The sequence below is a fragment of the Pseudomonas sp. Pseusp18 genome, assembly GCF_059506005.1.
This window is the reverse complement of the sequence record NZ_CP169240.1, coordinates 3,443,311-3,469,113: the sequence shown is the minus strand read 5'-3', so window position 1 is coordinate 3,469,113 and position 25,803 is coordinate 3,443,311. Positions and strand designations below refer to the sequence as shown.

Here is a 25,803-nt window from a genome sequence, read left to right as displayed (position 1 = left end):
TCAGCAGCTATTGACCGAACAAAGGTTTTCCATGAGTGAAGATGCACAAGACGTGGTACTGATCGTCGAAGATGATCCTTCGATTTTGATGGTGCTGTCCGCTTATTTGTCGGGTGAAGGTTACCGGGTGCTGCAAGCCGAAAACGGTGAGCAGGCCTTTGAGATTCTGGCGAGCAAACCGAACCTGGACATGATGATCACCGACTTCCGCCTGCCTGGCGGGATTTCTGGCGTACAAATCGCCGAACCTGCCGTGAAGCTGCGACCGGAACTCAAGGTGATCTTCATCAGCGGTTACCCGCAGGAAATCCGCGAAACCGACAGCCCGATCACCCGCAAGGCACCGATCCTGGCCAAGCCATTCGATCTGGATGTATTGCAACAGATCATGCAGGACATGCTCTCCTGAAGCTGCGTCGACGGTTGTGTCGTACGGCCCCCCTGTAGGGCTGCCGAAGGCTCGGGCCGCGTTCGGAGGATCTTTTGATCTTGATTAAAGCCCTTGCTGCAGCGCCGGATCATCCGGATTGAGCTGCTCGAGCTGCGCCAACAGGATCTGTACGTTCTGCAACTGTCCGCTTTCCTTCCAATAGTTGATCAACAGCACGCGCGCCTTGCGATCGGCCGGGTGGCGCTGGACGATTTCCTGCAGCTGTTTCTGCGCGGCCTCCAGCTCTTGCTCACCATGCAACGTGGTGGCCAGGTCGTAGCGGTAATCCTTATTGTCGGGTTCAAGCTCCACGGCTTTGGACAGCCCGAGCAACGCGAACTCACTTTGCCCGTGATGCAGCAACCAGAGCCCCAACGCATGTTGCAGATAGGCCGAATCGGGCTGGGCCTTTAACTGCTTCGCCAACAATTGCTGGGCGGCATCGCTTTGGCCCAGTCGATCCAGCACGTCAATCTGCATCACCAGTGCCGGCAAGTTGCCGGGCGCCAGTTGCAACGTGCGCTCCAATGCCTGCTGCGCGTCCTTCAGTTCGGCATTGTGCAAATGCAGGCGCGCCAGTTGGTACTGGGTGTCGGCGCTTTCCGGCTGCTGCTTGAGGACCTGTTCCCAAGCGTCAATGGCTTGCTCCAGGGGGCCGAAATACAACCCCAGCTCATCCGGAGACAGCCCCAGCAAAGCGTTGACCGCCGTAAACCGAACACTTGGGTCGCTGTCATCGAGCAAGGGGCCGAGCAACAGACTTCGCTGTCCATTGGGCACTAAACCGCTGATGCTTTTGATCGCCGCGATGCGTACATCCGCCGATGGATGTTGCAGGTCCGCATCCGCCAGTTTCAAGGCTTGCGGGCTGGGGTAGTTGGGCAGTTCGGCATGCAGCCAGACGCGGCGCTTGTCGGACAGGTCAGGGCGGCCCAATTGCTGGTAAAGAACCCGCGCCGCCCCCGGTTGACCCGTGCGTGCCTGGGTCAGCGCTTCGCTGTAGCCGCGTCGAATCGCCTCCGGCACCACAGGCGTCGTGCTGCGCAAAAAAAACCAGGCGAGGGCGAGGGCAAGCAGTGCGCAGAGGCTGATGAGCAGATAGCGGCGGGACTGAGGCATGCAGGGATCCGGGAGCTGACAGGCTTTTACAAAGTCACCAGCTTCGGTCAGGCCGGGCTGTGAGTCAAACCCTGGCTCAGTTCAGCACGTAGTCATCGGGCTCAAGGACCGGTGGCAAGTCGGTTTGCCCCAACGCTGCCAGCACTTCGCGCTCCAGCGTGCGCAAAATCGCATTGCACGGCAGATCGTTCTCATCGAAACCGAACGGGTCCTCCAGATCGTCACCGATTTCGTCGAGGCCGAAAAAGGTGTAGCTGACAATGGCGGTAATCACCGGTGTCAGCCAGCCAAGAGATTCTGCCATGGCGAACGGCAACAGGATGCAGAACAGGTAGATGGTGCGGTGCAGCAGCAGGGTGTAAGGGAAGGGCAGTGGCGTGCTTTTGATGCGTTCGCAACTGGCCTGGACCTGACTGAGGCTGACCAGTCGTGTTTCCAGTTGGGTATAACGCCATTCGCTGATCTGGCCGCGCTCGGCGAGGGCCGAACACCGGACGCCGATCCGCTGCAAGAGCGCGTCAGTGATATTCGGGTGCCCCGCGTCCACGGCATCCTGCGTCCACGGTTTGATGGCGCTCATCTCGCTCTCAAGGCGCAGGCGGGCGATCAAGCCATGGGCGAACCCGCAGAGTTCACGCAGCATAAGTTCACGTTTGGCCGCCGCCATCAGCCCCTGGGTCTGGCGAATCAACGAGCGCACTTCGATGATCAACTGCCCCAGATGCTTGCGGCCCTCCCACCAGCGGTCGTAGCAGGCGTTGTTACGAAAGCTCATGAAGATCGACAAAGAAAGACCCAGCAGGGTGAACGGCGTGGCGTTGACCTTGGAGAAATACGCCGGATGCCAGATCTCCACCAGCACGATCACCGACGCCAGCAGGGTCACCAACAGACTGCGCAAGGCAATGCGCTTGGCAATCGAGCCTTTAAGGGAAAACAGCATGCCGAGCAGATTCGGCTTGGGACGCACAATCATGGGCAGGGGCTTTATAGGGAGAGTGATGCTTTCGCAGCGATTTGAGCCTAGGGGTATGGGGTGATCCTGTCCAATCGCTTTGGCTGACGAAGTGATCGACAGGCTCTATCAGTGCAGGCGTAACTATCGGCGAAACGGCCTACAGGTTTTGTCGACACTGAAACCCGTCGAGGCCCTGAAGCAATGACTACGCTTGCAGGAGACCACTCGATGAGCGCTTCCATGCAGCCGCTGCTTCAATACTTCAAGGCGATTCTCAACCCCGGACGCGAGGTGCTGCTGTTTGCCCTGAGAACCATCGTGGCCGGGTTGCTGACGCTGTATCTGGCCTTTGTGTTCGACCTCGACCAGCCCAAGTGGTCGATCATGGCGGTGATTATTGTCAGTCAGCCATTGGGCGGCATGGCCTTGGCTCGAAGTTTCGGCCAGATCATCGGCACCACGCTGGGCGCGGTAGTCGCGGTGTTGATCATGGCCATTTTTCCCCAGGCGCCGCTGCCTTTCATCATCACCCTGGCCTTGTGGTTGGCGCTGTGTACCGCCGGCGGCACCTTGTTGCGCTACACCAGTTCCCAGGCGTTTGTCTTGAGCGGTTACACGGCGGTGGTAGTGGCACTGCTGGCGCAACCCGATCAGGAGGGCACGTTCCTGCTGGCAGTCACTCGCGTGACAGAAACATTGTTGGCGGTGGCCTGCGTGTGCGTGGTCAGCCTTCTGACGGCGCGACCGGAGGCGGTGGCCAAGGGTTACTTCGCCAAGATCGATCAAGTGATCAAACTGCTCGCGACTCACGCGGCAGCGGTGATTCGAACCGAGGAAAGCGAGGCCGATTTCCACAAGCGGCAAATGCAACTGTTGGGCGAGATCAGCGCCCTTGAAGGGCTGCGTCGGCATTTGTATTTCGATGCGCCACGGTTGCGCAGTGCCAATAGCCTGGTGCAGTTGCTCGGCAATCAATTGGTGCTGCTGACTTCGCGGCTGACAGCTTTGCGTCACCAGCGGCAATTGCTCACCGAACGTTGGGAAGGTGCGCTGCCGGAAGAGATACAGCGGTTGCGCAGCGAAGAACTGGCGTTTCTCGATGACCTGGCCGTGCAAGGGCGCTCATTGTCGACCGAGGCGCGGCATCATTTTTTGACGCTGCAACAGCGTTTCGATGACCAGGCCTACAAGGCCGAACAACTCACCGAGACGATGCCTGCCACGCTGCGTTCATTGGCCTGGGCGCTGCGCTGGGAGCAGGCACGGATGTTGGAGCAACTGGGGCAGATTCTGGAACTGAGCGACGCGATCCAGGAAGGACGTGAAGCCAGTTGCGTATTCCGCGGCCAGGACAACCCGTTGCATCTGGACTTCACGTTGGCAGCAATGAACGCAGTCCGGGCATTTACCGCGTTACTGGTGGCGGGGCTGATCTGGATCGAGACTGCTTGGGATGGGGCCCGTGGCGGGATGATTGTAGTGGGGATTCTCTGTTCGCTGATGGCGACTTTTCCGCGGCCATTGCTGGCCAGTCAAAGCTTTGCCAGGGGGCTGGGTCTGGCCTTGGTGGTGTCGGCGTTCTATCTGTTCATGCTGATGCCGATGATCAGTGACTTCGAGTTACTCGCCTTGTTGTTTGCGCCATTGCTGTACGCGGTCGCAGTGGGGCTGGCCAGTCCGCCAACCACTGGCACAGGCATTGGCCTTGGACTGACGACAATGCTGTTGCTGGGACCGCAAAACGCAGGAATCGGCCAAAACAATGCCATTCAGTGGTTTGAATTTGCCGGTGCGTATATCAGCGCCGCCGCGCTGGCGCTCAGTGTTTACGCCTTGATCTTCCCGTTCAGGCCCGATTTACGGATACGCCGGCTGTTCAATGAAAGCTGTGAGCAGGTCTACGCTTTGTTGAAGACGCCGGCCACCGACGAGCAGCAATTTGCGTTTGAAAGCCGTATGGTCGATCGCCTGACCATGATGTTGGGACTATTGCCGGCGACCAGCGACAAGCACTCCCGCGAGCTGTTCGAAGTCAGCCTCGGGTGCATGGCACTGGGGGTGGCTTTGAACCAGCTCAGGCAGCAGGGGCAAAGCAATACGTTGTTAAGTACGGAACAAAAGAACCGTTTGCTGGCGGCTGTCCGAGAGACAGGGCGATTGATCGCCGGGCGACCCGGGATTGACCTTGTGCAGTTGCTCGGAAGCTTGCATGTCTTGGGCGATGAAATGGACGACTTGCATCTAGACGTTCATGAACACCTGTGGTCGGTATTCAGGATGCGCGTGGCGTTGTTGATCGTGGTGTCGTTTCTGGAGCGCCATCGCAAATATTTTCAACCCACAAACGTGGAAGGAGTGCCGGCCCTTGCCCATTGATCTGGAAGTGGGTGGCGTCTATCTGCCGCCAATCGCCCAGGCCCTGTTGCTGGCCTTGCCGATTTTTCTGCTGTTGGACTGGACCTTGCGCCGCTTGGGGGTGTTGCGTTTTGTCTGGCATGAAGCCCTGTTCGAAGGCGCGTTGTATGCCTGCGTATGCGCAACGTTGATTCTGATGATGGGAGCCTGATGCCTTGAAGACGATCCTTGCCCGACTCGCGACCCTGGCGGTGGTGGTGCTGGCCGTCATCCTCGGCTGGTTCGCCTGGGAGCATTACACCCGCGCCCCCTGGACGCGCGATGCACGGGTTCGCGCCGATGTGGTGACGTTGTCCGCCGATGTCTCGGGGCGGATCGTCAGCCTGAGCGTTCAAGACAACCAGCGTGTCGAGAAAGGCCAGTTGCTGCTGGAGATCGACCCGGCTCGCTATACGCTGGCGGTGGAGCATGCCAAGCGTGCGGTGGAAGTTGCCAAAGCCACGCTGGGTCAGTCCGAAGCGACAATTGTCTCCAGCGAAGCGCTGCTGCGGCAGCGTCAAAGCGAAGAGCAGCGCCGTCGAACCCTTAAACAGCGCTTCGCGATCTCCGGCGAAGAGTGGGAAAAGTCCAGTACCGAAGTGGCTGTGGCGCAGGCGGAACTCTTGCGCAATCAGGCCAATCTGGGCCTGGCACATGCCAACGTGCAGCTGGCGATCGCCGCTCTGACCCAGGCCGAACTGGACTTGCAGCGCACACGAGTCGTAGCGCCTGTCAGCGGTTACGTGACCAATCTGCTGACTCGCCAGGGGGACTACGCCACTGCGGGGGGCGCATTGTTGGCACTGGTGGACAGCGATTCGTTTTATATCAGTGGCTACTTTGAAGAAACAAAGCTGCCGCGAATCAAGGAGGGCGATCGGGTCAGGATCGAGTTGATGAGTGGGGAGACCTTCGGCGGCACCGTACAAAGCATCGCTTTTGCTATCGCCGACCGCGAGAACTCCCCCGGCAGTCGCCTGCTGGCCAACATCAACCCCAGCTATACCTGGGTCAAACTGGCACAACGGGTGCCGGTGCGGATTCAGATTGACGCCGACTATATCGCCAAAAACCGCCTGCGCGCCGGGACCACGGCCACGGTGACCGTCATGGAAAACCGGGATAATCAGGCAACCCACTAACCCCATATGGGGACGGGCTTATGTGGCGAGGGGGCTTGCCCCCGTTCGGCTGCGCAGCAGTCGTAGATTGGGGCCGCTTCGCGACCCAACGGGGGCAAGCCCCCTCGCCACAAAGGCTCGCTCCCACAGGGATATGCGTTGAATTACAGACCGACAAAAAAAAGCCCCGCGACCGAATGAGGCGCGGGGCAAAGAATTTGGTTGGGTTGCGGCCAACCAAAGGGGCACGTTAAAGCATTACTTGCTGGCGACCGTCTCTGGCTGCCAGCCGCCGCCAAGGGCTTTGTAGATCGCGACGATGCCGCGGTACAAATCGACTTCGGCCTGGGCCTGGGTGTCTTCGGCTGCCAGACGCTCACGCTGGGCATCAAGCAGGACGAGGAAGTCCACGGTGCCTTCGCGGTAGCGAATTTCGGCGAGGTCCGCAGCGGCTCGGCTTGATTCGCTTTGACGAATCAGCGAAATCAGGCGCTGCTGGCGTTTGCCGTAATCGCTGAAAGCATTTTCCGACTCTTCCAATGCCAACAGTACTTTCTGTTCGTAGGTCGCCAGGGCGCCTTCGGCTTCAGCATCGGCGCCGCGCAAACGGGCGCGCACGCTGCCCAGGTCGAACGCCGCCCAGGTGATGCTCGGGCCCAGTGCCCAGGCATTGGCCGCCGACGAGCCGATCTGCGAACCGCGCCCGGCAGTCCACCCAAGAAAACCGCTGAGGCTCACCCGAGGGAACAAGTCAGCCTTGGCCACGCCGATACGCGCAGTGGCAGCCGCCAGTTTGCGTTCGGCGCTGCGGATGTCCGGACGCCGTTGCAGCAGTTCACCCGGATCACCGATCGGCAGGGCCTTGGCAATCGCCGGCAAGTCTTTTGGACTCAGGTCGACGGTCAGTTTGTCCGGACGTTCACCCAACAGGGTGGCGATGCGGTTGCGCTGACGAACCTGTTCGGCCTGCAACTGCGGCACGCTGGCTTCGACAGACGCCAGGCGTGCATCGGCACGAACCACGTCCAACTGATCGCCAACACCGGCATCCCGCAGGCTTTCGGTGATCTTGCGCGACTCCTGCTGATTGTTCAGGTTGGCCAGGGCGATCTTTTCCCGCAGTTGTGCGCCGCGCAGTTGGCCATAGGCGTCCACCAGTTCGGCAATCATGGTGACTTGCAGTTGGTAAAGATCGGCTTCGGCCGCTTGCTGCTCAGCGTCGCTGGATTCCAGGTTGCGCTGGATGCGACCGAACAAGTCCAGTTCCCAGGCCATGTCCAGGCCCAGGTCATAGCGTTCGCTGTTGACCCGTTTGGTGGTCTGACCCGGAATCTGCCCTTTGCCCAGATCGCTGCTCGCGCGGCTGGTGATGGTCGGCATGGCGTCATTGCTGGCGTCATCGCGAATCGCCCGGGCCGCTTTCCAGCGGGCGAAGGCCACGCGCAAATCACGGTTGCCTTGCAAGGACTGCTTCACCAACTGGTTGAGGGTCGGATCGTCGAATTGCTGCCACCAGATGCCTTCGAAACGGGCGCGGTCAAAGTTCTTCTGACCGGCGCTGCCATCGGTGACGGCCGTGATGTTGGCCGCCTCGGTGGCTGGGGTCTTGTAGTCCGGGCCGACGGCACAGGCGCTCAGCGCCAGTACCAGCAGGCTCGGCAGGAAGGCTTTCAGGCTCATTGTTGCGCCTCCAGTTTCAGGGCTTTGGCCGCTTTGCGCGCTTCACCGCGTTCCACAAAGTTGCGAATCAGTACGTAGAACACCGGCGTCAGCAACAGACCGAAGAAGGTCACCCCGAGCATCCCGGAGAACACCGCCACACCCATGGCATGACGCATTTCGGCACCCGCACCGCTGGAGAAAACCAGTGGCACAACACCCATGATGAACGCGAAGGAGGTCATCAGGATCGGCCGCAGACGCAGACGGCAAGCTTCCAGTACCGCTGCCAGCGGGCCGAGACCTTCTTCCTGCTTATCCTTGGCAAACTCGACGATCAGAATCGCGTTCTTACAGGCAAGGCCCACCAGTACGATCAAGCCGATCTGGGTAAAGATGTTGTTGTCGCCGCCCGAGGCAATCACCCCGGTAATGGCCGACAGCAGGGTCATCGGTACGATCAGGATCACCGCCAGTGGCAGGCTCCAGCTTTCGTATTGAGCCGCGAGCACCAGGAACGCCAGCAGTACGCAGAGCGGGAACACGAACAGCGCAGTGTTGCCGGACAAAATCTGCTGGTAGGTCAGGTCGGTCCACTCGTAGGTCATGCCGTTCGGAAGTTCATCCTTGAGCAGTTTCTCGATGGCTTTCTCGGCCTGGCCGGAGCTGTAGCCTGGGGCTGCCGCACCGTTGATTTCAGCGGTGATGAAGCCGTTGTAGTGCATCACGCGGTCTGGCCCCGAGGTGTCGCTGACCTTGATGAAGGTCGCCAGCGGGATCATCTCGCCACGGTTGTTACGTACTTTCAGCTGACCGATCTGGTCCGATTCGAGGCGGAACTGTTGCTCAGCCTGAACGTTGACCTGATAGGTACGACCGAAGCGGTTGAAGTCGTTGGCATACAGCGAACCCAGGTAAATCTGCAGGGTGTCGAAGATGTCGCTGACGGCCACGCCGTGAGTCTTGGCTTTTTCCCGGTCGATAGCGGCATCGACCTGCGGCACGTTCACGGTGTAGCTGGTGAACAGACCGGCCAGTTCCGGCACGCTGCGGCTTTTGCCGATGATGTTCATGGTTTCTTTGTACAGCTCGTCATAGCCCAGGTTGCCCCGGTCTTCGATCTGCAGGCGGAAACCGCCAATGGTCCCCAGGCCTTGTACAGGCGGTGGCGGGAAGATCGCCATGTAGGCTTCCTGAATCCCGGCGTACTGGCCGTTCAACGCACCGGCAATCGCACCGGCGGACATGCTCGGGTCTTTACGCTCGTCGAAAGGCTTCAGGGTGACGAACACAATGCCGGCGTTAGGACTGTTGGTGAAACCGTTGATCGACAGGCCAGGGAAGGCCACCGCGCTTTCCACGCCAGGCTGTTTCAGGGCCAGGTCGGACATGCGCTTGATCACGTCTTCGGTACGGTCCAGGCTCGCGGCATCCGGCAGTTGTGCGAACGCCACCAGGTATTGCTTGTCCTGGCCAGGTACGAAACCGGTCGGCGTGTTGGAGAAACCGAAGAAGGTCAGCACCATCAAGCCTGCGTACAGCAGCAGGGCGATACCGCTGCTGCGGATAACCCGGCCCACGGTGCCGACATAGCCATGGCTGGCCTTGTCAAAGAAACGGTTGAACGGACGGAACAGCCAGCCACCGAAGATCTTGTCCAGCACCTTGGAGAAGCGGTCTTTTGGCGCGTCATGGCTCTTGAGCAACACGGCGGCCAGTGCTGGCGACAAGGTCAGCGAGTTGAAAGCCGAGATCACGGTCGAAATCGCGATCGTCAGGGCGAACTGTTTGTAGAACTGACCGGTCAAGCCGGAGATGAACGCGGCCGGGATGAACACCGCACACAGCACCAGCGCCGTCGCGATGATCGGACCGGTCACTTCACGCATTGCACGCTTGGTGGCTTCCACGGGGGTTAACCCGAGCCCGATGTTTCGCTCGACGTTTTCCACCACCACAATCGCATCGTCGACCACGATACCGATGGCCAATACCAGTCCGAACAGCGACAGGGCGTTCAGCGAGAAGCCGAACAGGTGCATCACGGCAAACGTACCGATCAGCGAAACCGGCACCGCCACCAACGGGATGATCGAGGCGCGCCAGGTTTGCAGGAAGAGGATCACCACCAGCACAACCAGGATCAGTGCTTCGAAGAGGGTGTGAACCACCGCCTCGATGGAACCGCGCACGAAGATCGTCGGGTCATAGACGATGCTGAAGTCCATGCCTTCCGGGAAGTTCTTCTTCAGCTCGGCCATTTTCGCCCGAACGTCGTTGGAGATCTGGATCGCGTTGGAGCCTGGGCGCTGGAAGATCGGGATCGCCACCGCCGGCTGGTTGTTCAGCAAGGAGCGCAGGGCGTATTGGCTGGAGCCGAGTTCGACACGAGCAATGTCTTTCAGGCGAGTGATTTCACCATTTTCGCCAGAGCGAATGATGATGTTCTCGAACTCTTCCTCGGACACCAGACGGCCTTGGGTGTTGACCGACAGCTGGAATGCCGTTGCATTCGGTGCAGGCGGAGCACCCAGGGCACCGGCCGCCACTTGACGGTTCTGTTCACGAATCGCGGTGACCACATCGGTCGCGGTCAGGTTGCGCGAAGCGGTCTTGTTCGGATCGAGCCACACCCGCAGCGAGTAATCGCCCATGCCGAACAGCTGCACATCACCGACACCGCCCAGACGCGCCAGCTCATCCTTGATGTTGAGCAAGGCGTAGTTGGACAGGTAAAGCATGTCGTAGCGTTTGTCCGGCGAGGTCAAGTGCACAACCATGGTCAGGTCGGGCGACGCCTTGTCGACGGTGATACCGATGCGCGTCACTTCCTCGGGAAGTTTCGGCTCGGAACGCGTCACGCGGTTCTGCACCTGCACCTGCGCGTTGTCCAGGTCGGTGCCCAGGGCGAAGGTGATGGTCAGGGTGATCTTGCCGTCAGCGGTGGATTGAGAGGACATGTACAGCATGTTCTCGACGCCGGTGATGGCTTGCTCCAGAGGAGCGGCCACGGTTTCACCGATGACTTTAGGGTTGGCGCCGGGGAAGTTGGCACGGACCACCACGGTCGGCGGCACCACTTCCGGGTATTCGCTGATCGGCAACTGGAACAGCGAGATGGCGCCGGCGATCAGGATCAGCAGCGACAGTACCGCTGCAAAGATCGGCCGTGAAATGAAGAATTGGGAAAAATTCATCGGAGTTGTCCCTTAACCGCGTGGAGTCGCAGCAGCCAGTTTCACAACCGTACCCGGCACGACCTTGGCAGGTGCGACTTGGGGCAGGTTGCTGGCTTCCAGCGCTTGTCGTTGTTGAGCGAGAGCCGCGAGGGTTTCCTTGCTGGCCATCGGGATCACTTCAGGGGTGACCGGCGAACCAGGGCGAACCCGTTGCAAACCCTTGACGATGATGGTGTCGTCTTTGTTCAGGCCGCTGCGCACGATGCGCAAACCTTCGATTTTCGGACCCAGCTCGACAGGGCGATAAGCCGTTTTGTTGTCGGCATCCATCACCAGCACGAACTTTTTACCCAGGTCGGTACCGACCGCTTCGTCGTTGATCAACACCGCGGAGTAGGTGCCGCTGCCCACCAGTTTCAGGCGTGCATAAAGACCCGGGGTGTAGCTGCCGTCGCTGTTGTCGAACACCGCACGACCGCGGATGGTGCCGGTCTTCGGGTTGACCTGGTTGTCGACGAAGTTCATCTGGCCCTGGTGCGGGTTGCCGTCTTCATTGGACAGTCCCATGTAAACCGGGGTAGTGGCGCCGCGTTGACCCTGGCGGGCGAGCTGGGTGTATTTGAGGAATACACGCTCGTCGGCGTCGAAGTAGGCGTAGACCTTGTCAGTGGACACTACGCTGGTCAGTGCGGTGGTATCGGCGGTCACCAGGTTGCCGGCGGTGATTTCCGCACGGCTGACACGACCGCTGATTGGGGAAGTCACGCGGGTGAAGCTCAGGTTCAGTTTGGCCAGGTCCAGTTGCGCCTGGAGTGCACCGACGGCGGCGCGAGCCTCTTGAGCGGCACTGGTACGCGAGTCGGCGAGTTCGGCGGAAATCGCGTTGCTGGTGCGCAGGCGCTCACCGCGCTGGGCTTCGTTTTCACTGCGGGTAGCCGTGGCGCGAGCTTGCGCCACCAGGGCCTCGAGGCGGCGGACCTCAGCCTGGAACGGACGCGGGTCGATCTGGAACAACAGATCGCCTTTTTTGACCAATGCGCCTTCGGTGAAGGTTACGTCATCGATCTGGCCGGAGACCCGTGGACGAATCTCTACCGTTTCCGGCGCTTCCAGGCGCCCGGTGAATTCGTCCCACTCGTTAACCGGTTGCTCCAGCACCTTGGCCACGCTGACTTTGGCCGCAGGCATGGTGGCGGCGGCGTCCGGGGTCTTGCCGCAGGCGCTCATCACCAGCACGGCCAACAGGGCCAAAGGGAAGCGCAAATGTTTGAGTGACTGTTCCATGGATGCATCCGCCAATGTATTGAGATGGGCGGATAATGCTTGGCGGGGCGATATCAAACGAATCGAACGAGGCAAAGGTAACTATCATTCGGAATGATATAAGCCAGAAGCAAGCCCTCTAGCATGCACCTTTCGTTAGCGGGCTATCAAATGAAATGATGACAATTGTGTGTTGCGTGGAGTGCAAAGGTCTGGCTTGAAACCGTGTCGCGGCGTTCGCGGGCAAGCCTCGTTCCTACAAGAGATCTCATTAACACCACGAATCCCTGTGGGGGCGGGCTTGCCCGCGATGAGGCCATCAGCCTCGATACAACATCAGGATCAGGCCAGGCTATCCGGATCCCCGAAGAACATTTTGACTGGGCTCTAGACCGCTGGTTTCATAGCTTAAAATTGAAACTATGCCCCCAATTTTGCCCCCGGTCGCGGCGGGTCCGCAGACGATCGCGATTGGCGATTTTTGACTTGGAACAGGGCGGTCTTGCCTAGCTTTCAGCGTACCTCAAACGGCCAAGGGGGCGAAGGTCGCGCAACGGACTCAGAGTGGGCCAGACAAGTTCGCCGACGGTGCTCGCCAGGACAAGGGCGATGCATCAGCGGAGCGGTGAGCGCGATGGGGAAGGTGGGTGCTTGAGGTATATTTCTGCTCGATCGCAATCTGCTTGAGCCGCAGCATTCGGCCCAGAGCGGAAAGACATAAAGTGGGGGCAAGGGTAAGATTGCCAAGTTCGAATCTCTACGCTTCCGCCACTATTTTTCATTAAAGTCATGATTTGTCAGGACTTTTTTGTGCATGGTCGGTTTCAGCTCATACCCTAGCCCATACTTTGGACGCTGGCTTCCAGTGTGTCTCCCTGGAATTTTCCGCCGAACGGACCCCTTGCTGTTCAGTGTGGCATCTTGAGATGGGTACTGGCTCACCGCAATGGAGGGGGGGCTCTCGCTAGCCGTGCAGCAGACCCGGTGTAGTACTTCCCGTTTGGGTGATTCGAACATTGATCGCAGGTTAACTCGATATTCCAGCAGAGCTCATCGGTGTGGATGCTGTGCTGGCTGTATCCGAATGAAGGCTGAAGATCTGTGCCTAGCCGTTACTCCCAGCCGGCCGTCTTCGACCTACAACAGGCGGTGGCGGAAAGCAGCATCCGGCAATCAAGTCGACAGCTACTCCCCACTCATACAGTTTCCTTCCGTGCACTCATTCAATTCTTGCCGCGGTTCGGTGATCACGTCTTTTATTGACGCGGTCACTGATAAACGTTCACCGGGTAGGGCTATCATCGCGCGACAACATCCAGAGCGGAGCCGGTATGCCATTCTCCATCCTGCCGTGGGCAGAAATTTCTAACAACTACCGTCGCGGCACTATCTTGCTCGGCAACGGTGCGAGCATCGCGATTGCGCCGACCTTCGCGTATGGCTCACTGCTGACGCATGCGCGCGAGAATGAGTTGCTCGACGGCGATGTGCAGCGCCTGTTCGACTTTTTCGAAACCAGCGATTTTGAGCTTGTCCTGCGGCTCGTCTGGCAGGCCAGCAACGTGAACCGGTCACTGGAGATTCCTGACGAGCGAACGCACCAGGCGTATGTGCGAGTTCGAGACTCCTTAATACAGGCGGTCCGCAGCGTACACCCTGAGTACGAGCAGGTCACACAACATCTGCCCAACATGTACCAGTACCTCAAAGGGTTCGACACGGTGCTCTCGCTGAACTACGACTTGCTGATCTACTGGACCATGGCGCACGGCTTTAACGTCGACGATGGTCACAAGTTCAAGGACTGCTTCCGCGATGGCAGTTTCGACGACGATTGGCGGCGATTCCGTTCGCTTTACGGCGAGCGCGAAAATACCTTGGTCTTCTACCCCCACGGTAGCTTGGCTTTGAGCCGTAATAACGTGGAGGAAGAGTTCAAAATCCATGCTGCAGGCCATGGGCTGCTGGAAGCGATCCTGCGGCAGTGGCGTAGCGAACGAGTTGTGCCTCTGTTCGTCAGTGAGGGGACCGCCGGGCAAAAAATCAACTCAATCCGTAGCAGCTATTACCTGTCCACGGTCTATCGGGAGGTCCTCACATCGCCACGTAGATCGCTGACCCTGTTCGGCTGGGGACTTGGGGAGCATGACAGGCACCTGCTCAAGCGGATGCGAGGCAGTGGCATCCAGCGTGTGGCCGTTTCAGTGTTTCGGGGCAGCCAGGCTTACTGCAATACGGCCCATCAGATCATCCAGGATGACCTCGGCGAGGTAGAAGTAGATTTCTTCGATAGTGAGAGTCCCGGCTGCTGGATTTACCCGGCAGACGAATAACCTATGTAGTGCCACTGGTGCAGCAAAGCCTCTGCTGCCCGGCGTGCTGTCGATATCCTTCGTTTTGAGTAACCCCATGCGGTTGAGCCAATACCTGACTGAATATGATGAAGACCTCAGTGGCGACAGCCAGATCGATCCGTTGGGCGTGCTGATCATCTGGTCTGCCTTTGGCCAGCAGATTTTTCGCAACCGGGTCAACTCGGTTTCGAACGATGTACGGAACTACACGCTCAATCTGTTGCATCATGCCGTTATCAAGGACTTGTTGGACGATGTTGATACCAGCCTGAGCAAAGCGTTGGACGAGCAGTCTGGTGGGCGCCATGGCCTGGCGCTGCGCCAGGCTTGCCTGGTCTATCTGGAAAACATTTTCACGTATGCCGTGGTGACTGCGGCGCCCGACTCGGGCGTCGACAGTCAAGGCGTGCTGGGTGCCAGCAAAGCCCGTGCGCGCCTTGAGGCCGACAGCAACCCGTTTCTGCGCTTCACCCATAAAACAGCCGGGCACCTGTTGGTACGTCAGTTAGGCTTGGGTGTGAGTGGGCGCTACAAGACGCCGTTCATGCAAATTGGCTTCTTCAACGACCGCTATAACTACCATTACAGTCAAGAAGCAGCGCAGTTGTGGTTGAAAGTTAAGGCGATGATTCAAACTCACGCGCCGTTCAGCGTGTTGTTCCAAGAAGCACGCATGCATTTGCAGGGGCTTTTCCGGGGCTTCAAGGCAGGTGGCGGCAGTGCGCTCAAGCAAGTACCTGACAGCCTCATTGAGGCCTACCGAAGGGCATTGCCAAACTCGGCGCAAGTAGGCGCTGACACGCGCGATTTCTGGTTGGCCTTGACCGGCCTCGACACTGGCGCTGCGGGCGCTCTGCTGCAGGTACTGGATGATCAGGCACAAAACTATCCAGGCAGCGACATGCCGATCCAGCAGTTGTTCTCCGTGGCCGAAAAAAACTGCAGCGAAGCGCCCGAGCGGCGAAAGCTTGTGCACGTGCAGCAGGTTGAACCACTGCTTGCGCAGGCCGATCTGCTGTTTACGCTGGCCTGCCATGGCCGGCACCAGAGCCTCGACGAAATCGAGGCGCACTGGCGGGGGCTGGGGCGCGACGCCGGTACCTTGCCGGCTGCCGCCGCGCGTATCGACGCGCATCCAGAACTGCTCGACATTCCTTCGCACACCGGCCGCCGGCGGCTGGAGCGGCTCATGCGCTTGGCGCGTCAAGAGCGCTTCAGCGACCAGCTCCGCGACCTGATGGGCTACCACGCGGCGGTGATGCGCGAGCGTGGCCAGTTGCCCTGGGTGCAAATCGAGCAGGCCGAAAAGGTCAAGCTCAATGCACGCACCAAGGCGTTGCCAGAGGCGCAAAATACGCCCATGTATCGCTGGGTGAACACCTACTACATCCACCAATTCAACAATCTGGTGACCGGTTATCGGGGAGGCCAGGCATGAAACTGCATTCAGCATTCGCCGAGCAAGTGAAGGCCTGCGGCCAGTTGCGCAGGGTATGGCTCACCAGTTTCAACATCGATATCGAATTTATCGAAACCTATGTGTTGCCAACTGTGCTGGGCGCCGAGATTCCCCGCACGCGCATGGAGTACGAGGCGCTTCAGTTGGCCCTGACTGAGCAGGAAATCGATCTGAGGGTCTTTTGTGATCGACGTTTCATCGGTGCCGACCAGAACAAGCGCACGGCGCTCCAGGTGCACGGTGTCTGTACTGCGCAAAAAGCGGAGTGGAGCTACCCAGGCGTTGACGCAGACAGCCTGTTGCATGCAAAGGTGATCTACCTGGAAGGTGACCAGGGGCGTGTGCTCGGCGCGGGCAGTGCCAACCTCACGCTCAGCGGGTGGGCGCGCAATCAGGAGGTATTCCACTTCCAGCCGATCGACGCGTTTTCGCTTTATCAATCCGTCAAAGTGTTCTTCCAGGCTCTGTTTAACAATGTGGGTACACCGTGCCCCTTGGAGAACAGGCGCAGTATCTCGTTCGCCAGCGCTGAGTCATCCGTGCAGTTCTGTCACAGTTTTCAGAGGCAACCGTTTCTGGCGCAATTGCTGGGCGAGCGTGCTTGCCATCACCTGGCCGTCTGGTCCCCTTATCTACCCAAGGATCTGGCACAGTTTGTCAGCCACCTTAAGCGCAGCTACGAGCAGCCGCGCATGAAGGTCAGTCTGGTGCCTGATCGGTTCGATGGGCAGTTCCTGCGCACCGGTTGGACCGAGGCGCTTGGAGATCTTCTCGCCAACGATGAGTTGCGCTTGCGGCACAACCCGAGCACGGTCGATGACCGCTCGCCGATGACCCATGCCAAGCTTTGGAAAACCTCCACGCACCTGGCCATCGGCTCATGGAATTTCACCCGGGCGGGCAGTAACTCGCTGCTCGACTCACGGGGCAAGCGGTTACCCGGCAACAACATCGAGGCGGGGTTCATCCTGGCGAACAACAGTGCCGTGGAAAGCGTCCTCGGCCCCACGATGGACACCAGCCCGGCGTCGTTCTTGAGCGCTGAAGCATTGCAGGCGCAAGCGTTGCAAATCCCGCAGAACCTTCCCTTCGACATCGTGGTGGCGTTTGACTGGGCAGAGCAGGTGTACCAACTGCGCGGCCAATGGCATACAGCAGGAGAACCGGACCAAGGGTATCGGATAAAACTGCCGGACATCGACGTTGCAATCGCGCTTGGCTGGAAACCCCGCAGCCGCGAACTGCGAGAGTGCAGGGTGCCGGTGGCGAACGCGCACGCGCTGTTGTTCGATCACAGCTTCCAGGTGCTCAAGGACGGCCGGGTGTGCTTCGTGGGCATGTTGCTGGAGACTACCCCCGAGTTCCGTCGCGCGCAGCGATACGACGACCTACTTGGGTTAGTCGACGCCATGGCGCAGATCGACATTGTGCCCAACCAGGATGATGTCGGTTTCCGCGTGCGCGAATCAGAGACGGGTGAGCTACAGGTCGATGGTGGGAGCGCCGACGAAGACACTGGATCAAGCGAGCAAGACGGTTCAGCCCCTGCACACATCAGCTACTTCCGGCTATTCACAGCGAGCTACCAGTTAGCGGCCCGGTTGCATGGGCTTGAACAGTTATCGGCGCTCGAACAGTGGGTATTCGTGCGACCGGGATGCCTGCAGGAATGGGTAGACAAGACCCGCCAGCGCCTCAGCGGGTCTACGCCCAATGTCTTCGACTGGTTCCTGGCCCAGGAGGTTAACGGGCTCTGCAAGCTGGCGTTGGCGCTTCGTCATCGCCTGCCCAAGGGTGACCGCAAAATTGCCTTGTCGCGTTGGCACACACTGAAGGTCGATATGCCGCCGTTACCAGCCGAGGCCAACGATGATTATCGGCAAACGCTCGAGCAGGAATTTGGCAGATTGGAAAGCAAGTGGGGTGGGGCATGAGTCGATTTGAAGAGAGCGTGCTGACCCCTGAATCCGTGTCGCAGTGGATCAACTTCAAAGGGCGCAAGGATCCTGACTGGCGCTATCTGGCAGATGATCGCCAGTCCATGGCAGCCAAGCAGACCGAAGGGGTCGCCTACCTGTGGAACCTGTTGGCAGCGGACAAGGTGGCGCTGCTGGCGGATGAAGTCGGCATGGGCAAGACTTTCCAGGCGCTGGGCGTGGCGGCATGGCTGTGGAAAATCAAGCCTGATGCCAAGGTGCTGGTGATGGCGCCCAACCGACATTTGTGCGGGCATTGGCGCAGGGAGTTCGAAGGCTTCGTTCGCGAGCACATTCGCCAAACCGATGGCAGGGTCAAGACCACCGATGGCATGCCGGTACATACGGTCTGTGAGCGCTACAAGCTGGAAGACCTGGTGCAGGCGGTGCAAAACGATGAAGGGCAGTTTTACCTCACCACTGTCTACGCGCTCAGTGGCTTGCTCGACCCCGAGCGGCGCGCTGAAGGTGCTCAGGGGGCAGGCAGGATCGCTGCCGATTTTCATCAGCAGTTGAAGCAGCACCTGGGCCCCTCGGGGTTTGACCTAATCATCGTCGATGAGGCGCATTACCTGCGCAACGTGTCGGGTGGATCGCAGCGCGTGTGTGCCGCAAGGGCACTGTTTGGCAACGCTGGCAGCCGCCTGGGCGCCTGGAACCTTCTGCTCACCGCGACGCCCAGCCATACCCGGCTGGACGATGTGCAGAACATCCTGGGTTATTTCACCCGGATCGATCGTGACGCTGGCCTTGAAGCCATGAACGGTGCCGAACACACTCGCCATTTGCTGCAACGGCACGCCTTGCGGCGTTTGCGACTGATGGAGGGGCAGGGCGGTTTGTATGGCAAGCGGCATTACCGCCACGAAAAAGCTGTTCCTGCAAGCTTCGATGGGCGCCCGGATGCCGAGATGTTCTTTGCCCTGTATCAGAAGCGGTTGGTGGCCGACCTGGGCCGGCAGAAGGAGAACAAGAGCCTTACCTATGGCTACCTGGAAGGATTCGAGTCTTTTGGCTGGAAACCGCAGATCGGCGTTGGCGGCGATGCGGATTATCAGGACGCGGTCGAAGATCGGGTGGTCGAGGATTTCACCAAGGCCACCGATACCGAACTGTTGCGTGACCTCACCCGCAGCTATCACGATCAGTTTCACACCTTTCCCGATCATCCCAAGTACGGCTTGCTGATAGACCAGTGCGTGCCCAAGGCAGTGGGTGACCTCTGCACCGCGCTCGAAGACTTGAAACACCTGATTTTCGTTCGGCGTATTCCCTCTGTCCGCGAGTTGACCCAGCGCATCAACGAGCGCTATGACGAGCTGTTGGCCGGCATAATTGTCAACGCATGGGGCAAGCAAGCGGACGATCCTGCAGTCAAGCACTGGCGCGATCAGGGTTGGTCGCGCGATGGCTATACCCAGTTTCTTAAAGGCGTGAAGCATTCGTTTGCCGAAGTGGACGCGCACGAGGAGGCAGAGCAAGACGAGGGAGAGGGAGAGGGAGAGGGAGAGGGCACGCAACTGGCGTCGCGGATTGCCGAGCTGTTCGTGGTCAAGAAAGGCGCTGGTGGGCAAACCGATTGTGCCAATGTGCGCCTGCGCTTCAGCAAACCGGAAAGCGTCTTTGCACTGTTCCTGGAACCGGCATCGGACTACTTGATTGGCGGTTACACCGCGTTCTACGCCAAGACGGAGACCGGCCGGGTTGATTATGCCAATGCTGCCAAGTATGTGCGTTTGCACGGTTGGGACGGGCCACAGATCCACGATACCGCTGCCCGCAAGCGCGGTGCGCCGCACGACCACCTGGAGCATCCGCTGCACAGCGTTTGGTCGCTGTTGGTACCGCGCTTGCCGCAGACCCTGTATCGCAAGCTCGAAGGCTGGGCGCGCGACAACAAGGCGATCGCGGAAAACTTCGCGAACTACATCAAGGCCGGGTTTCTTTATGCGAGTCCTGTCGTCGTCGAGCTTTATGCCTGGTTTGTCGAATACTGGCAGCAGACCCATGAGCGCGAAGCGCAGCGTGCGTACCGTGGTTTTCAAGAGTGGGTAAGCGCACGTGTCGATGACTCGTTGATGCTGCGCTATTTCATCGCAGCGTTGGAGACGTTCGACACGCTGTGCGGCAAGATCATCGATCATGGTTTAGAGCAGTGGGACGAGGAGTGGCGCAGCCTCAAGCGCCTCACCAGCCCATGCTGGTATGCCTGTGGCGACAACAGCGAAGGGCGCCCGCGCCTCATCCTGGGCTTCAATAGTCCGTTCTATCCCAACGTGCTGGTCTCCACTTCGGTACTCCAGGAAGGGGTCAACCTGCATTTGCAGTGCCACCAGATCCATCATTACGGCCTGGCCGGCTCACCCGGTGACAATGAGCAACGCGTGGGGAGGCTGGATCGCCTGTTTGGCTGCGTGAACCAGCGGCTGCAGCGGTCAGGCAACGCAGAGCTGAGCATTCACTATCCGTTTTTGCAGGGATCGGTCGATGAAGACCAGGTTGCTTCGTTCATAGAGCGCAAGCATCAGGTGGAAGAGCAAATGGATGCGTGCGTGCAGGTGCACTTCGATAAACAGCTAAGGATCAGTGACGCTCAACAGTGGCGTAGCTTCCTGCGCAAACCAGTGCCCATCAGCGACGAGCCTCTGCAGGATCCGTATGGCGCTGTGTTTCCTGCGCCGGGCCGACAGTGTTTGCTACCCCAAACGGCACATGCACCATCGGCAGATCATCCGCTGGAGACTGCAGTTGACTGCGTTGATCGTCGAAGAACACGTGGGGCTTGAGGATCGACAGTACCTTCATGATCCGCAGCCTGAGTTGCAATAGTTGGAGTTGGCGAAGTGGGCTGTATATTAATTGAGCGCCATCGAGCCTTGCGCAGTCGCGTAAGGAGGGGGCACGCCCCCCCTTACCGAGTCAATACGCTTGACGCAGTGCCAGCAGGGCTTCTTCGAACAAATGCTGGTCTTGCGTCTGTTCTTGCCCGCTCTGCACGAGCAGCGCGCGCTGGGTCGCCATCCATTCATCGATCGGCTTGAAGACTTCCTCAATCACCAGGGCAATCTGGTTCAGATAGGCTTGGCGCAAGTCTTCGACAAAGGTGCTGGCCGCATCCTCCACCGCCTTGGTCTGGCGCTCCAGCGTGGCCTTTTCGGCCTTTTCACTGCTGATGGCCTGGTATATGCCGTAGATGGCCATCCCTGCCTGTACCAGCGGGCCAGCCCAGCGTCCGGCCATAGCGGCCCAACGTTCCATGGTCTTCTTGCCGATCCCCTTGAACAAGGTGGGCAACAGCTCTTTGCCCAGTTCCAGCGCCTTCTTCACGCCTTGCTCGGTCATCGTTTTCAGGTCGCCCATGGGCATTTTGCGCATGGCATCCTTGAGCGCTGGCGACAATCCACTGTCGTCATTGCCGTTGCTCTCGCGAGTAACGCCATTCACGCAGGCGTGAGCAGCACCGAAGGCGCTGTCGGCCAAAGTCTGGCCAATGTCTTCAAGTTTGCGCTGGGTTGCCGGCAACTCGGTCTTGAGGGCAGTCATCATGTCGGCGGTCAGCGCTGCGATGACTCTTGAGGCGCCGTCTTCCATGGCCTGCTCGCCCTGTCCAGCGGGTTGGAGGTGCGCATCGTTGATCAGCGCTACGACGCTCGACTTGGCGCGCACGCAGCGGCTGTCGAGGTGATGACGCAGCACGTTCTGCAGCCGGTCACGCTCGCTATCGATCTGCATGCGGGCTTTGTCCAGCGCCTGCGCCTGTTCATCGCCGCCGGCCTGATGCAGGCGCATCAGGGCCAGTTCGATGGTTTCTTGCAGGTCTTTGCGGCAGGTCTTGAACATCACGCCACTGTCACTGCTGGCAAGGAAATCGCCCAGCGCCTGTTCCAGTTCGAGGATGCCGCTGAACTCCACCAGTGGCTCCTTACTTTCGACACGGCCGCGCAGGGCAGCCTTGGCGTTGACCCAGTGAATCGGCACCTGCTCCAGGATATCGCCGATGCCATGGGCGAGGGCGGCGCTCTGCAGATGCTGACGCAGGTTGTCGTTGATGCTGACGAAGTCGCGGCTGTCGTGCTGCACACCGGCCTTGTTGTTGACGATCAGCATCACCCGGCGGCCCGAGACGACGATCTGCGCCAGGCGTTCCCAGGTGGCGGCCTCGTCGATCGTACCGCCGGCTGCCACCACAAACAGCACCACTTCGCTGTCCTGCAATTGCTGCGTCGCAACTTGCTCATGCCTGATCGGCGCATCGATACCCGGTGTGTCCAGGAGCACGTACCCCTGCCAAGGATACTCGGCCACCACCGAGGTTTCTGGGTGGTCGGCCATTGGCGCTTCGGCGCGTCCCATCAGGGCGTTGAGCAGCGTGCTCTTGCCCGCGTTGTAGAGCCCATAGACCATGATCTGCGGACGCAGGCGTGCCGCTCGGCTATGCAATTGGTTGCCTAGTTCGCTGACGCGTTCGGCTGGCAACCATCGCTGGAGCGGCGCAGTGACTGTGTCGTAAGTGGCGAGTACACGAGTGAAGTCAGGCAGGGCCATGATCGAGTTCCTTGCTAATGGCGTTGATCTGTTGTGCAGCGAGGTCGTCCAGGTTTTTCAGGGCCTGGCTGAGATTTGACAGCCAGGTCGATACATCGACGAAGCACAGCGCATCGAGCTGGAGGTAGAGCCGGTTGAGGCGATCTTTGGCGTAGTCAATGAAATGCTCGCGCGTCGTTAGAGAAACTTCGTCACGGTTGTCGCCGACGATGATCTCGAATTGGGTCGTTTCATCGAACTGGCCGCCCGCCGCCGCCCCAGCCTTGGCCCCCATCCAGCCACCGATGGCTGCACCGATCAACCCGCCGATGATGGTTCCGGGTCCCGGCAGCAGCATCGTACCAAGGGCGGCACCGGCCTCAGCCCCGCCCCAACCGCCGAGCCCGGCACCCCCGGCCTTGCCGATGCCTTCGTTGCGCCGCGATTGGTAGTTGACGCTGCGCGTGCGAGGGGTAAACCCCGGTAGCGCCTTGCCGGCCGGCGCCACGCTCTGGGCTGCATGGCCCAAGTCTTCGAACTTCTGCCCGATGGCCTCGCACAGTGCCCCGGCGCACTCGGCAAATTGGCGGTCGAACAGCGCCCAGCAGGCGTCGGAAAATCCCTGGTCGTCCAGCGCGTGTTGATCAGCCAGCTTGTTGATCTCCATGGGCAGGCGCTGCTGCAGTTGGGAGAGCACCCGCTCGGTGTTGTTTTTCAGCTCTTTGCGCGCATTGGTCAGTTCGCTCTGCAACTCGCTCAAGAGCGTCTGCTGCAAACTGATCGACTCGCTCAATTGGCGGCAGAAGGCTTGCAGATTCTTCAACGGCACTTGCTGCTTGATCTGCAGGCCTTCGGCAACGGCAAGGCGGCCGATTTCTGCCGCAAAGTCGGCCAAGCCGCTGACTTGCCAGCGCTCTTGCTGTTCCTCGGCGGGGCCTTGCTCGGCATAGCAGGAGGAGATGGAGTGAACCTTGAGATCATCCAGCGAACATTCGGGGGCTGATTCGCGCAGGGACTGGATGAAGTAGTCGACTTGCAGCTGGCGTGCGCTGTCGCCTTTCATGATCAGCTTCTCCACGACCTCACCGTCATCATCGACGTCCACGTCGTTTTCGTCGCTACCGGTGAGCAGCACGATCATGTTCTTGTCTCTGTGCAACAGAGCCCTGGCCTCGTCCAAGTCCGAACGACGGCCCGGGCTTTCGGATTTGCTGAGGAAGATCACCAGGTCGGCGGCGTCGACGTAGTCCTTGGTCAGCTCACCGTTGCCCGCGTTGACCGAATGCAGCCCGGGCGAATCGACCCAAGTCAACCCTGGTAGGCGGAACCCTTGGATGGCGCTGGTGGCCTCCACGACATCGACGCCGAAACAGCCGTTTTCGCGGATCTGCGCATCGCTGGTCTGTTCGCACAACCGAGTGGAGGTTTCGCTGAAAAACTCAGGCTTGGGCTGTGCCTGGGCGATCAGTTGCGCATCGGGTTCGGTGCGGCCATAAGCCAGGTAATTACCCAGCGATGACTTGCCAGCCTTGACCTTGCCAAAGACAAACACCAGCAGGGAGTCGCCGAACTTGCTGCGAAACTGCGTGTTGCGCTCGTAGTTCCTGACGTTCTTGATCCAGGCGTCGAAGCGCTCATCCAGATTGTTTTGGCAGGCCTTGGCAAAGGTCAGGAAGGGGTGATCGGGAGCCAGGCCGGAGCGGCTCCATGGCGAAGTTGTGCGAATCCGCTCCAGCGCATCCAGAGTCTGCTTAAGGCGCGCTTCGCGCTCCTCGACCTGGCGTTGCACCTCGTTGAACCCTTGCGCGACCTGCGCAAAGATATGCAGCAGTTCGCTGCGGTTGGCGGGAGCGGGCGTCATAGCGATCTGTCCAGTAATTGTCGTTTCAAGCGTTTGAGGCCTTGAATTTCAGTGCGCAGGGCTTTGACCTGGCCTTCGCACTCTAGCCATTTAGGGCTGAATCGGGTGTTGGGGGCCAGCAGACGCAGGGCCTTGAGCTGGCCTTGGGCTGTGGCTTGAGGCGGGCTGGCGATAAACGCCTGCAGGCTTTCTATCGTCACACCGGCGTGGCCTTTGCCTGAAAGTATGATGTCGGCCTTGTGCGAGGCCATCAGCTCGCTCAGCTGTGCATCGATGTCCTGAGTGAGCTGTTGATTGCGCTGCGCCTGCAGCTGATCCCTTGCCTGCTTGCGTGCCCGCGCCTCGGCGCGTTCGCGCGACTTGGCGCGTGCCTGGCGCTCGGCTTCTTCCTTTTCACTGCTGTCGGAACTGACGACCGCTGCCACAACGGTTCCGATCACGGGTATCAGTAACCACCACATGTTGATTCTCCTTGCGTGATATCAATTAGTCAGCCGCGTGCCAAGCCATGGCTTACCGATTCGAAGAGTCCTTCGACACTGCTTTGCAACTGTTCGAGCTGAGCGGCCTGCGTGCCCTCGAGCTTGACCAGTCGCTTTCTGCGCTGGGCAATCTGCTGGTCGAGGAAATGCTCCAGGGCGTCGCGACGGTGATTGTCGCGTTCGGCACGCTGTTTGCTCATGCCTCGCTCAAGCAGCCCCGGATGCGCCTGCAGATGCTCGCGCAAAGAGTCGAAGCCGCTCAGTTCGAGCAGCTTCGTGTTGCCCTTACGCACACCGTTGCGCAAGGTGGTGAACGAGGTTGCGAAGGCAGCCGGCACGGTCCCGAACAGCGACTGTAAGATCTTGCCGATCGCCTTCTCGCTGACTTCCCGCTGGGTGACGCTTTCGGCATGGGTTAGCACCACCACCAGGTGGCGCTCCAGATCCGGGCGACGGCGCTTGAGCTCGCACAAGAAGGCCGTTTCGATTTGTTCAAGCGTGGCGGTACGCAAGTTGTGCACGAACAAAATGACATCGGCATTGGCCAGGCCCAACCACGCGAGTCGATCATCCTCATCGCAGGCATCGATTCCCGGGGTATCCAGATAGAGGCGTCCTTCATGCTCCAACGCCTGTAATTGCGTGGTTGCCCGTATTTCCTTGGTTTCAAAGACTTCCGTTTCAATATGCCCGGTCAGGCCGTTGAGCAGTGCGCTCTTGCCCGCATTCATGAGTCCGCATACGGCAATCCGAGGTGCCGGGCCAAGGCTTTTCGCCTCTTCCAGCTCCGTGCGCAGGCGGCAGAAGTCAGGGTGTTGCTGGGTAAGCTGAATCAGCAGGTCGTCGTCCGGCACCTTTCGCTCCATGTGTTGGATCCCGTTTGGTGCATAGCATGGCGATGAGATGGCTAAGTGGCAACTGGCTATTAGTCGTTAGAACGCAGGCTGCATGGGGCAATCATGTCACTGGCATCCAAATAGCCCAGAAGCGAATGGAGTGTACGTGCTCCATACGATGTACGAAG

Annotated in this window: 16 protein-coding genes and 2 pseudogenes; 8 read left to right on the top strand and 10 right to left on the bottom strand. The window is 59.5% G+C overall.

What is annotated here, in order from left to right; all coding sequences use genetic code 11:
• Positions 1-31: 31 nt before the first annotated feature.
• The gene (locus tag ACEN9A_RS15570) at positions 32-409 is read left to right on the top strand and encodes a response regulator (RefSeq protein WP_018926027.1); all 378 of its coding nucleotides are present in this window, start codon (positions 32-34) and stop codon (positions 407-409) included.
• Between the two features lie 84 nt (positions 410-493).
• Here ACEN9A_RS15570 and ACEN9A_RS15565 read toward each other — a convergent pair whose 3' ends face one another.
• Positions 494-1,549: a tetratricopeptide repeat protein gene (locus ACEN9A_RS15565; protein WP_258668495.1), complete on the bottom strand. Its 1,056-nt coding sequence runs from the start codon at positions 1,547-1,549 to the stop codon at positions 494-496.
• A 76-nt stretch (positions 1,550-1,625) separates the two neighbouring features.
• Complete coding sequence (locus ACEN9A_RS15560; RefSeq protein WP_258668494.1) at positions 1,626-2,525, bottom strand: bestrophin family protein; 900 nt, start codon at positions 2,523-2,525, stop codon at positions 1,626-1,628.
• Positions 2,526-2,735: 210 nt separating this feature from the next.
• Between ACEN9A_RS15560 and ACEN9A_RS15555 the strand changes: the two genes are divergently transcribed.
• The 3 genes from ACEN9A_RS15555 to ACEN9A_RS15545 are packed head-to-tail and all read left to right on the top strand — an operon-like array spanning position 2,736 to position 6,043.
• A complete protein-coding gene (locus ACEN9A_RS15555) occupies positions 2,736-4,883 on the top strand; it encodes an FUSC family protein (RefSeq protein ID WP_258668493.1) in 2,148 nt (715 codons plus the stop codon).
• Entirely contained in the window at positions 4,873-5,073 is a 201-nt protein-coding gene (locus tag ACEN9A_RS15550; RefSeq protein ID WP_018926023.1) for a DUF1656 domain-containing protein, read from the top strand. Before ACEN9A_RS15555 ends, ACEN9A_RS15550 begins: the two co-directional genes overlap by 11 nt.
• Positions 5,074-5,077: 4 nt before the next feature.
• Positions 5,078-6,043 (top strand): HlyD family secretion protein, encoded by a 966-nt coding sequence (locus ACEN9A_RS15545; protein ID WP_258668492.1) that lies wholly within the window; start codon positions 5,078-5,080, stop codon positions 6,041-6,043.
• A gap of 237 nt (positions 6,044-6,280) precedes the next feature.
• On the opposite strand, the gene ACEN9A_RS15540 is transcribed toward ACEN9A_RS15545, so the two are convergent.
• From ACEN9A_RS15540 to mexE, 3 genes are read right to left on the bottom strand one after another with little or no spacing between them, the layout of a single operon-like run.
• Positions 6,281-7,702 (bottom strand): efflux transporter outer membrane subunit, encoded by a 1,422-nt coding sequence (locus ACEN9A_RS15540; protein WP_258668491.1) that lies wholly within the window; start codon positions 7,700-7,702, stop codon positions 6,281-6,283.
• On the bottom strand, positions 7,699-10,878 hold the full coding sequence (locus ACEN9A_RS15535; RefSeq protein ID WP_019649903.1) for an efflux RND transporter permease subunit: 3,180 nt from the start codon (positions 10,876-10,878) through the stop codon (positions 7,699-7,701). The genes ACEN9A_RS15540 and ACEN9A_RS15535 overlap by 4 nt, the downstream gene beginning before the upstream one ends.
• 12 nt (positions 10,879-10,890) lie before the next feature.
• Positions 10,891-12,144: a multidrug efflux RND transporter periplasmic adaptor subunit MexE gene (gene mexE / locus ACEN9A_RS15530; protein WP_258668490.1), complete on the bottom strand. Its 1,254-nt coding sequence runs from the start codon at positions 12,142-12,144 to the stop codon at positions 10,891-10,893.
• A gap of 1,310 nt (positions 12,145-13,454) precedes the next feature.
• On the opposite strand from mexE, the gene ACEN9A_RS15525 reads away from it, so the two are divergent.
• The 4 genes and pseudogenes from ACEN9A_RS15525 to ACEN9A_RS15510 all read left to right on the top strand — a co-directional run.
• Complete coding sequence (locus tag ACEN9A_RS15525; RefSeq protein ID WP_413387842.1) at positions 13,455-14,456, top strand: DUF4917 family protein; 1,002 nt, start codon at positions 13,455-13,457, stop codon at positions 14,454-14,456.
• The gene (locus ACEN9A_RS15520; RefSeq protein ID WP_495688454.1) at positions 14,416-15,915 is read left to right on the top strand and encodes a hypothetical protein; all 1,500 of its coding nucleotides are present in this window, start codon (positions 14,416-14,418) and stop codon (positions 15,913-15,915) included. Before ACEN9A_RS15525 ends, ACEN9A_RS15520 begins: the two co-directional genes overlap by 41 nt.
• The gene (locus ACEN9A_RS15515; protein WP_413387844.1) at positions 15,912-17,870 is read left to right on the top strand and encodes a phospholipase D-like domain-containing protein; all 1,959 of its coding nucleotides are present in this window, start codon (positions 15,912-15,914) and stop codon (positions 17,868-17,870) included. The genes ACEN9A_RS15520 and ACEN9A_RS15515 overlap by 4 nt, the downstream gene beginning before the upstream one ends.
• Positions 17,867-18,616: pseudogene (locus tag ACEN9A_RS15510) on the top strand (DEAD/DEAH box helicase family protein); the annotation flags it as partial. The gene ACEN9A_RS15515 and the pseudogene ACEN9A_RS15510, both read left to right, overlap by 4 nt.
• 1,927 nt (positions 18,617-20,543) lie before the next feature.
• On the opposite strand, the pseudogene ACEN9A_RS15505 reads toward ACEN9A_RS15510, so the two are convergent.
• From ACEN9A_RS15505 to ACEN9A_RS15485, 5 genes and pseudogenes are all read right to left on the bottom strand, one after another.
• A pseudogene (locus ACEN9A_RS15505) lies at positions 20,544-20,714 on the bottom strand (5'-nucleotidase); the annotation flags it as partial.
• A 117-nt stretch (positions 20,715-20,831) separates the two neighbouring features.
• On the bottom strand, positions 20,832-22,457 hold the full coding sequence (locus ACEN9A_RS15500; protein WP_413387846.1) for a GTPase: 1,626 nt from the start codon (positions 22,455-22,457) through the stop codon (positions 20,832-20,834).
• Entirely contained in the window at positions 22,444-24,297 is a 1,854-nt protein-coding gene (locus tag ACEN9A_RS15495) for a dynamin family protein (RefSeq protein WP_413387848.1), read from the bottom strand. Before ACEN9A_RS15495 ends, ACEN9A_RS15500 begins: the two co-directional genes overlap by 14 nt.
• Positions 24,294-24,758, bottom strand: a complete 465-nt coding sequence (locus tag ACEN9A_RS15490; protein WP_412046022.1) for a hypothetical protein — start codon at positions 24,756-24,758, stop codon at positions 24,294-24,296. The genes ACEN9A_RS15495 and ACEN9A_RS15490 overlap by 4 nt, the downstream gene beginning before the upstream one ends.
• A 29-nt stretch (positions 24,759-24,787) precedes the next feature.
• Positions 24,788-25,633, bottom strand: a complete 846-nt coding sequence (locus tag ACEN9A_RS15485; RefSeq protein ID WP_413387851.1) for a GTPase — start codon at positions 25,631-25,633, stop codon at positions 24,788-24,790.
• Positions 25,634-25,803: the final 170 nt, after the last annotated feature.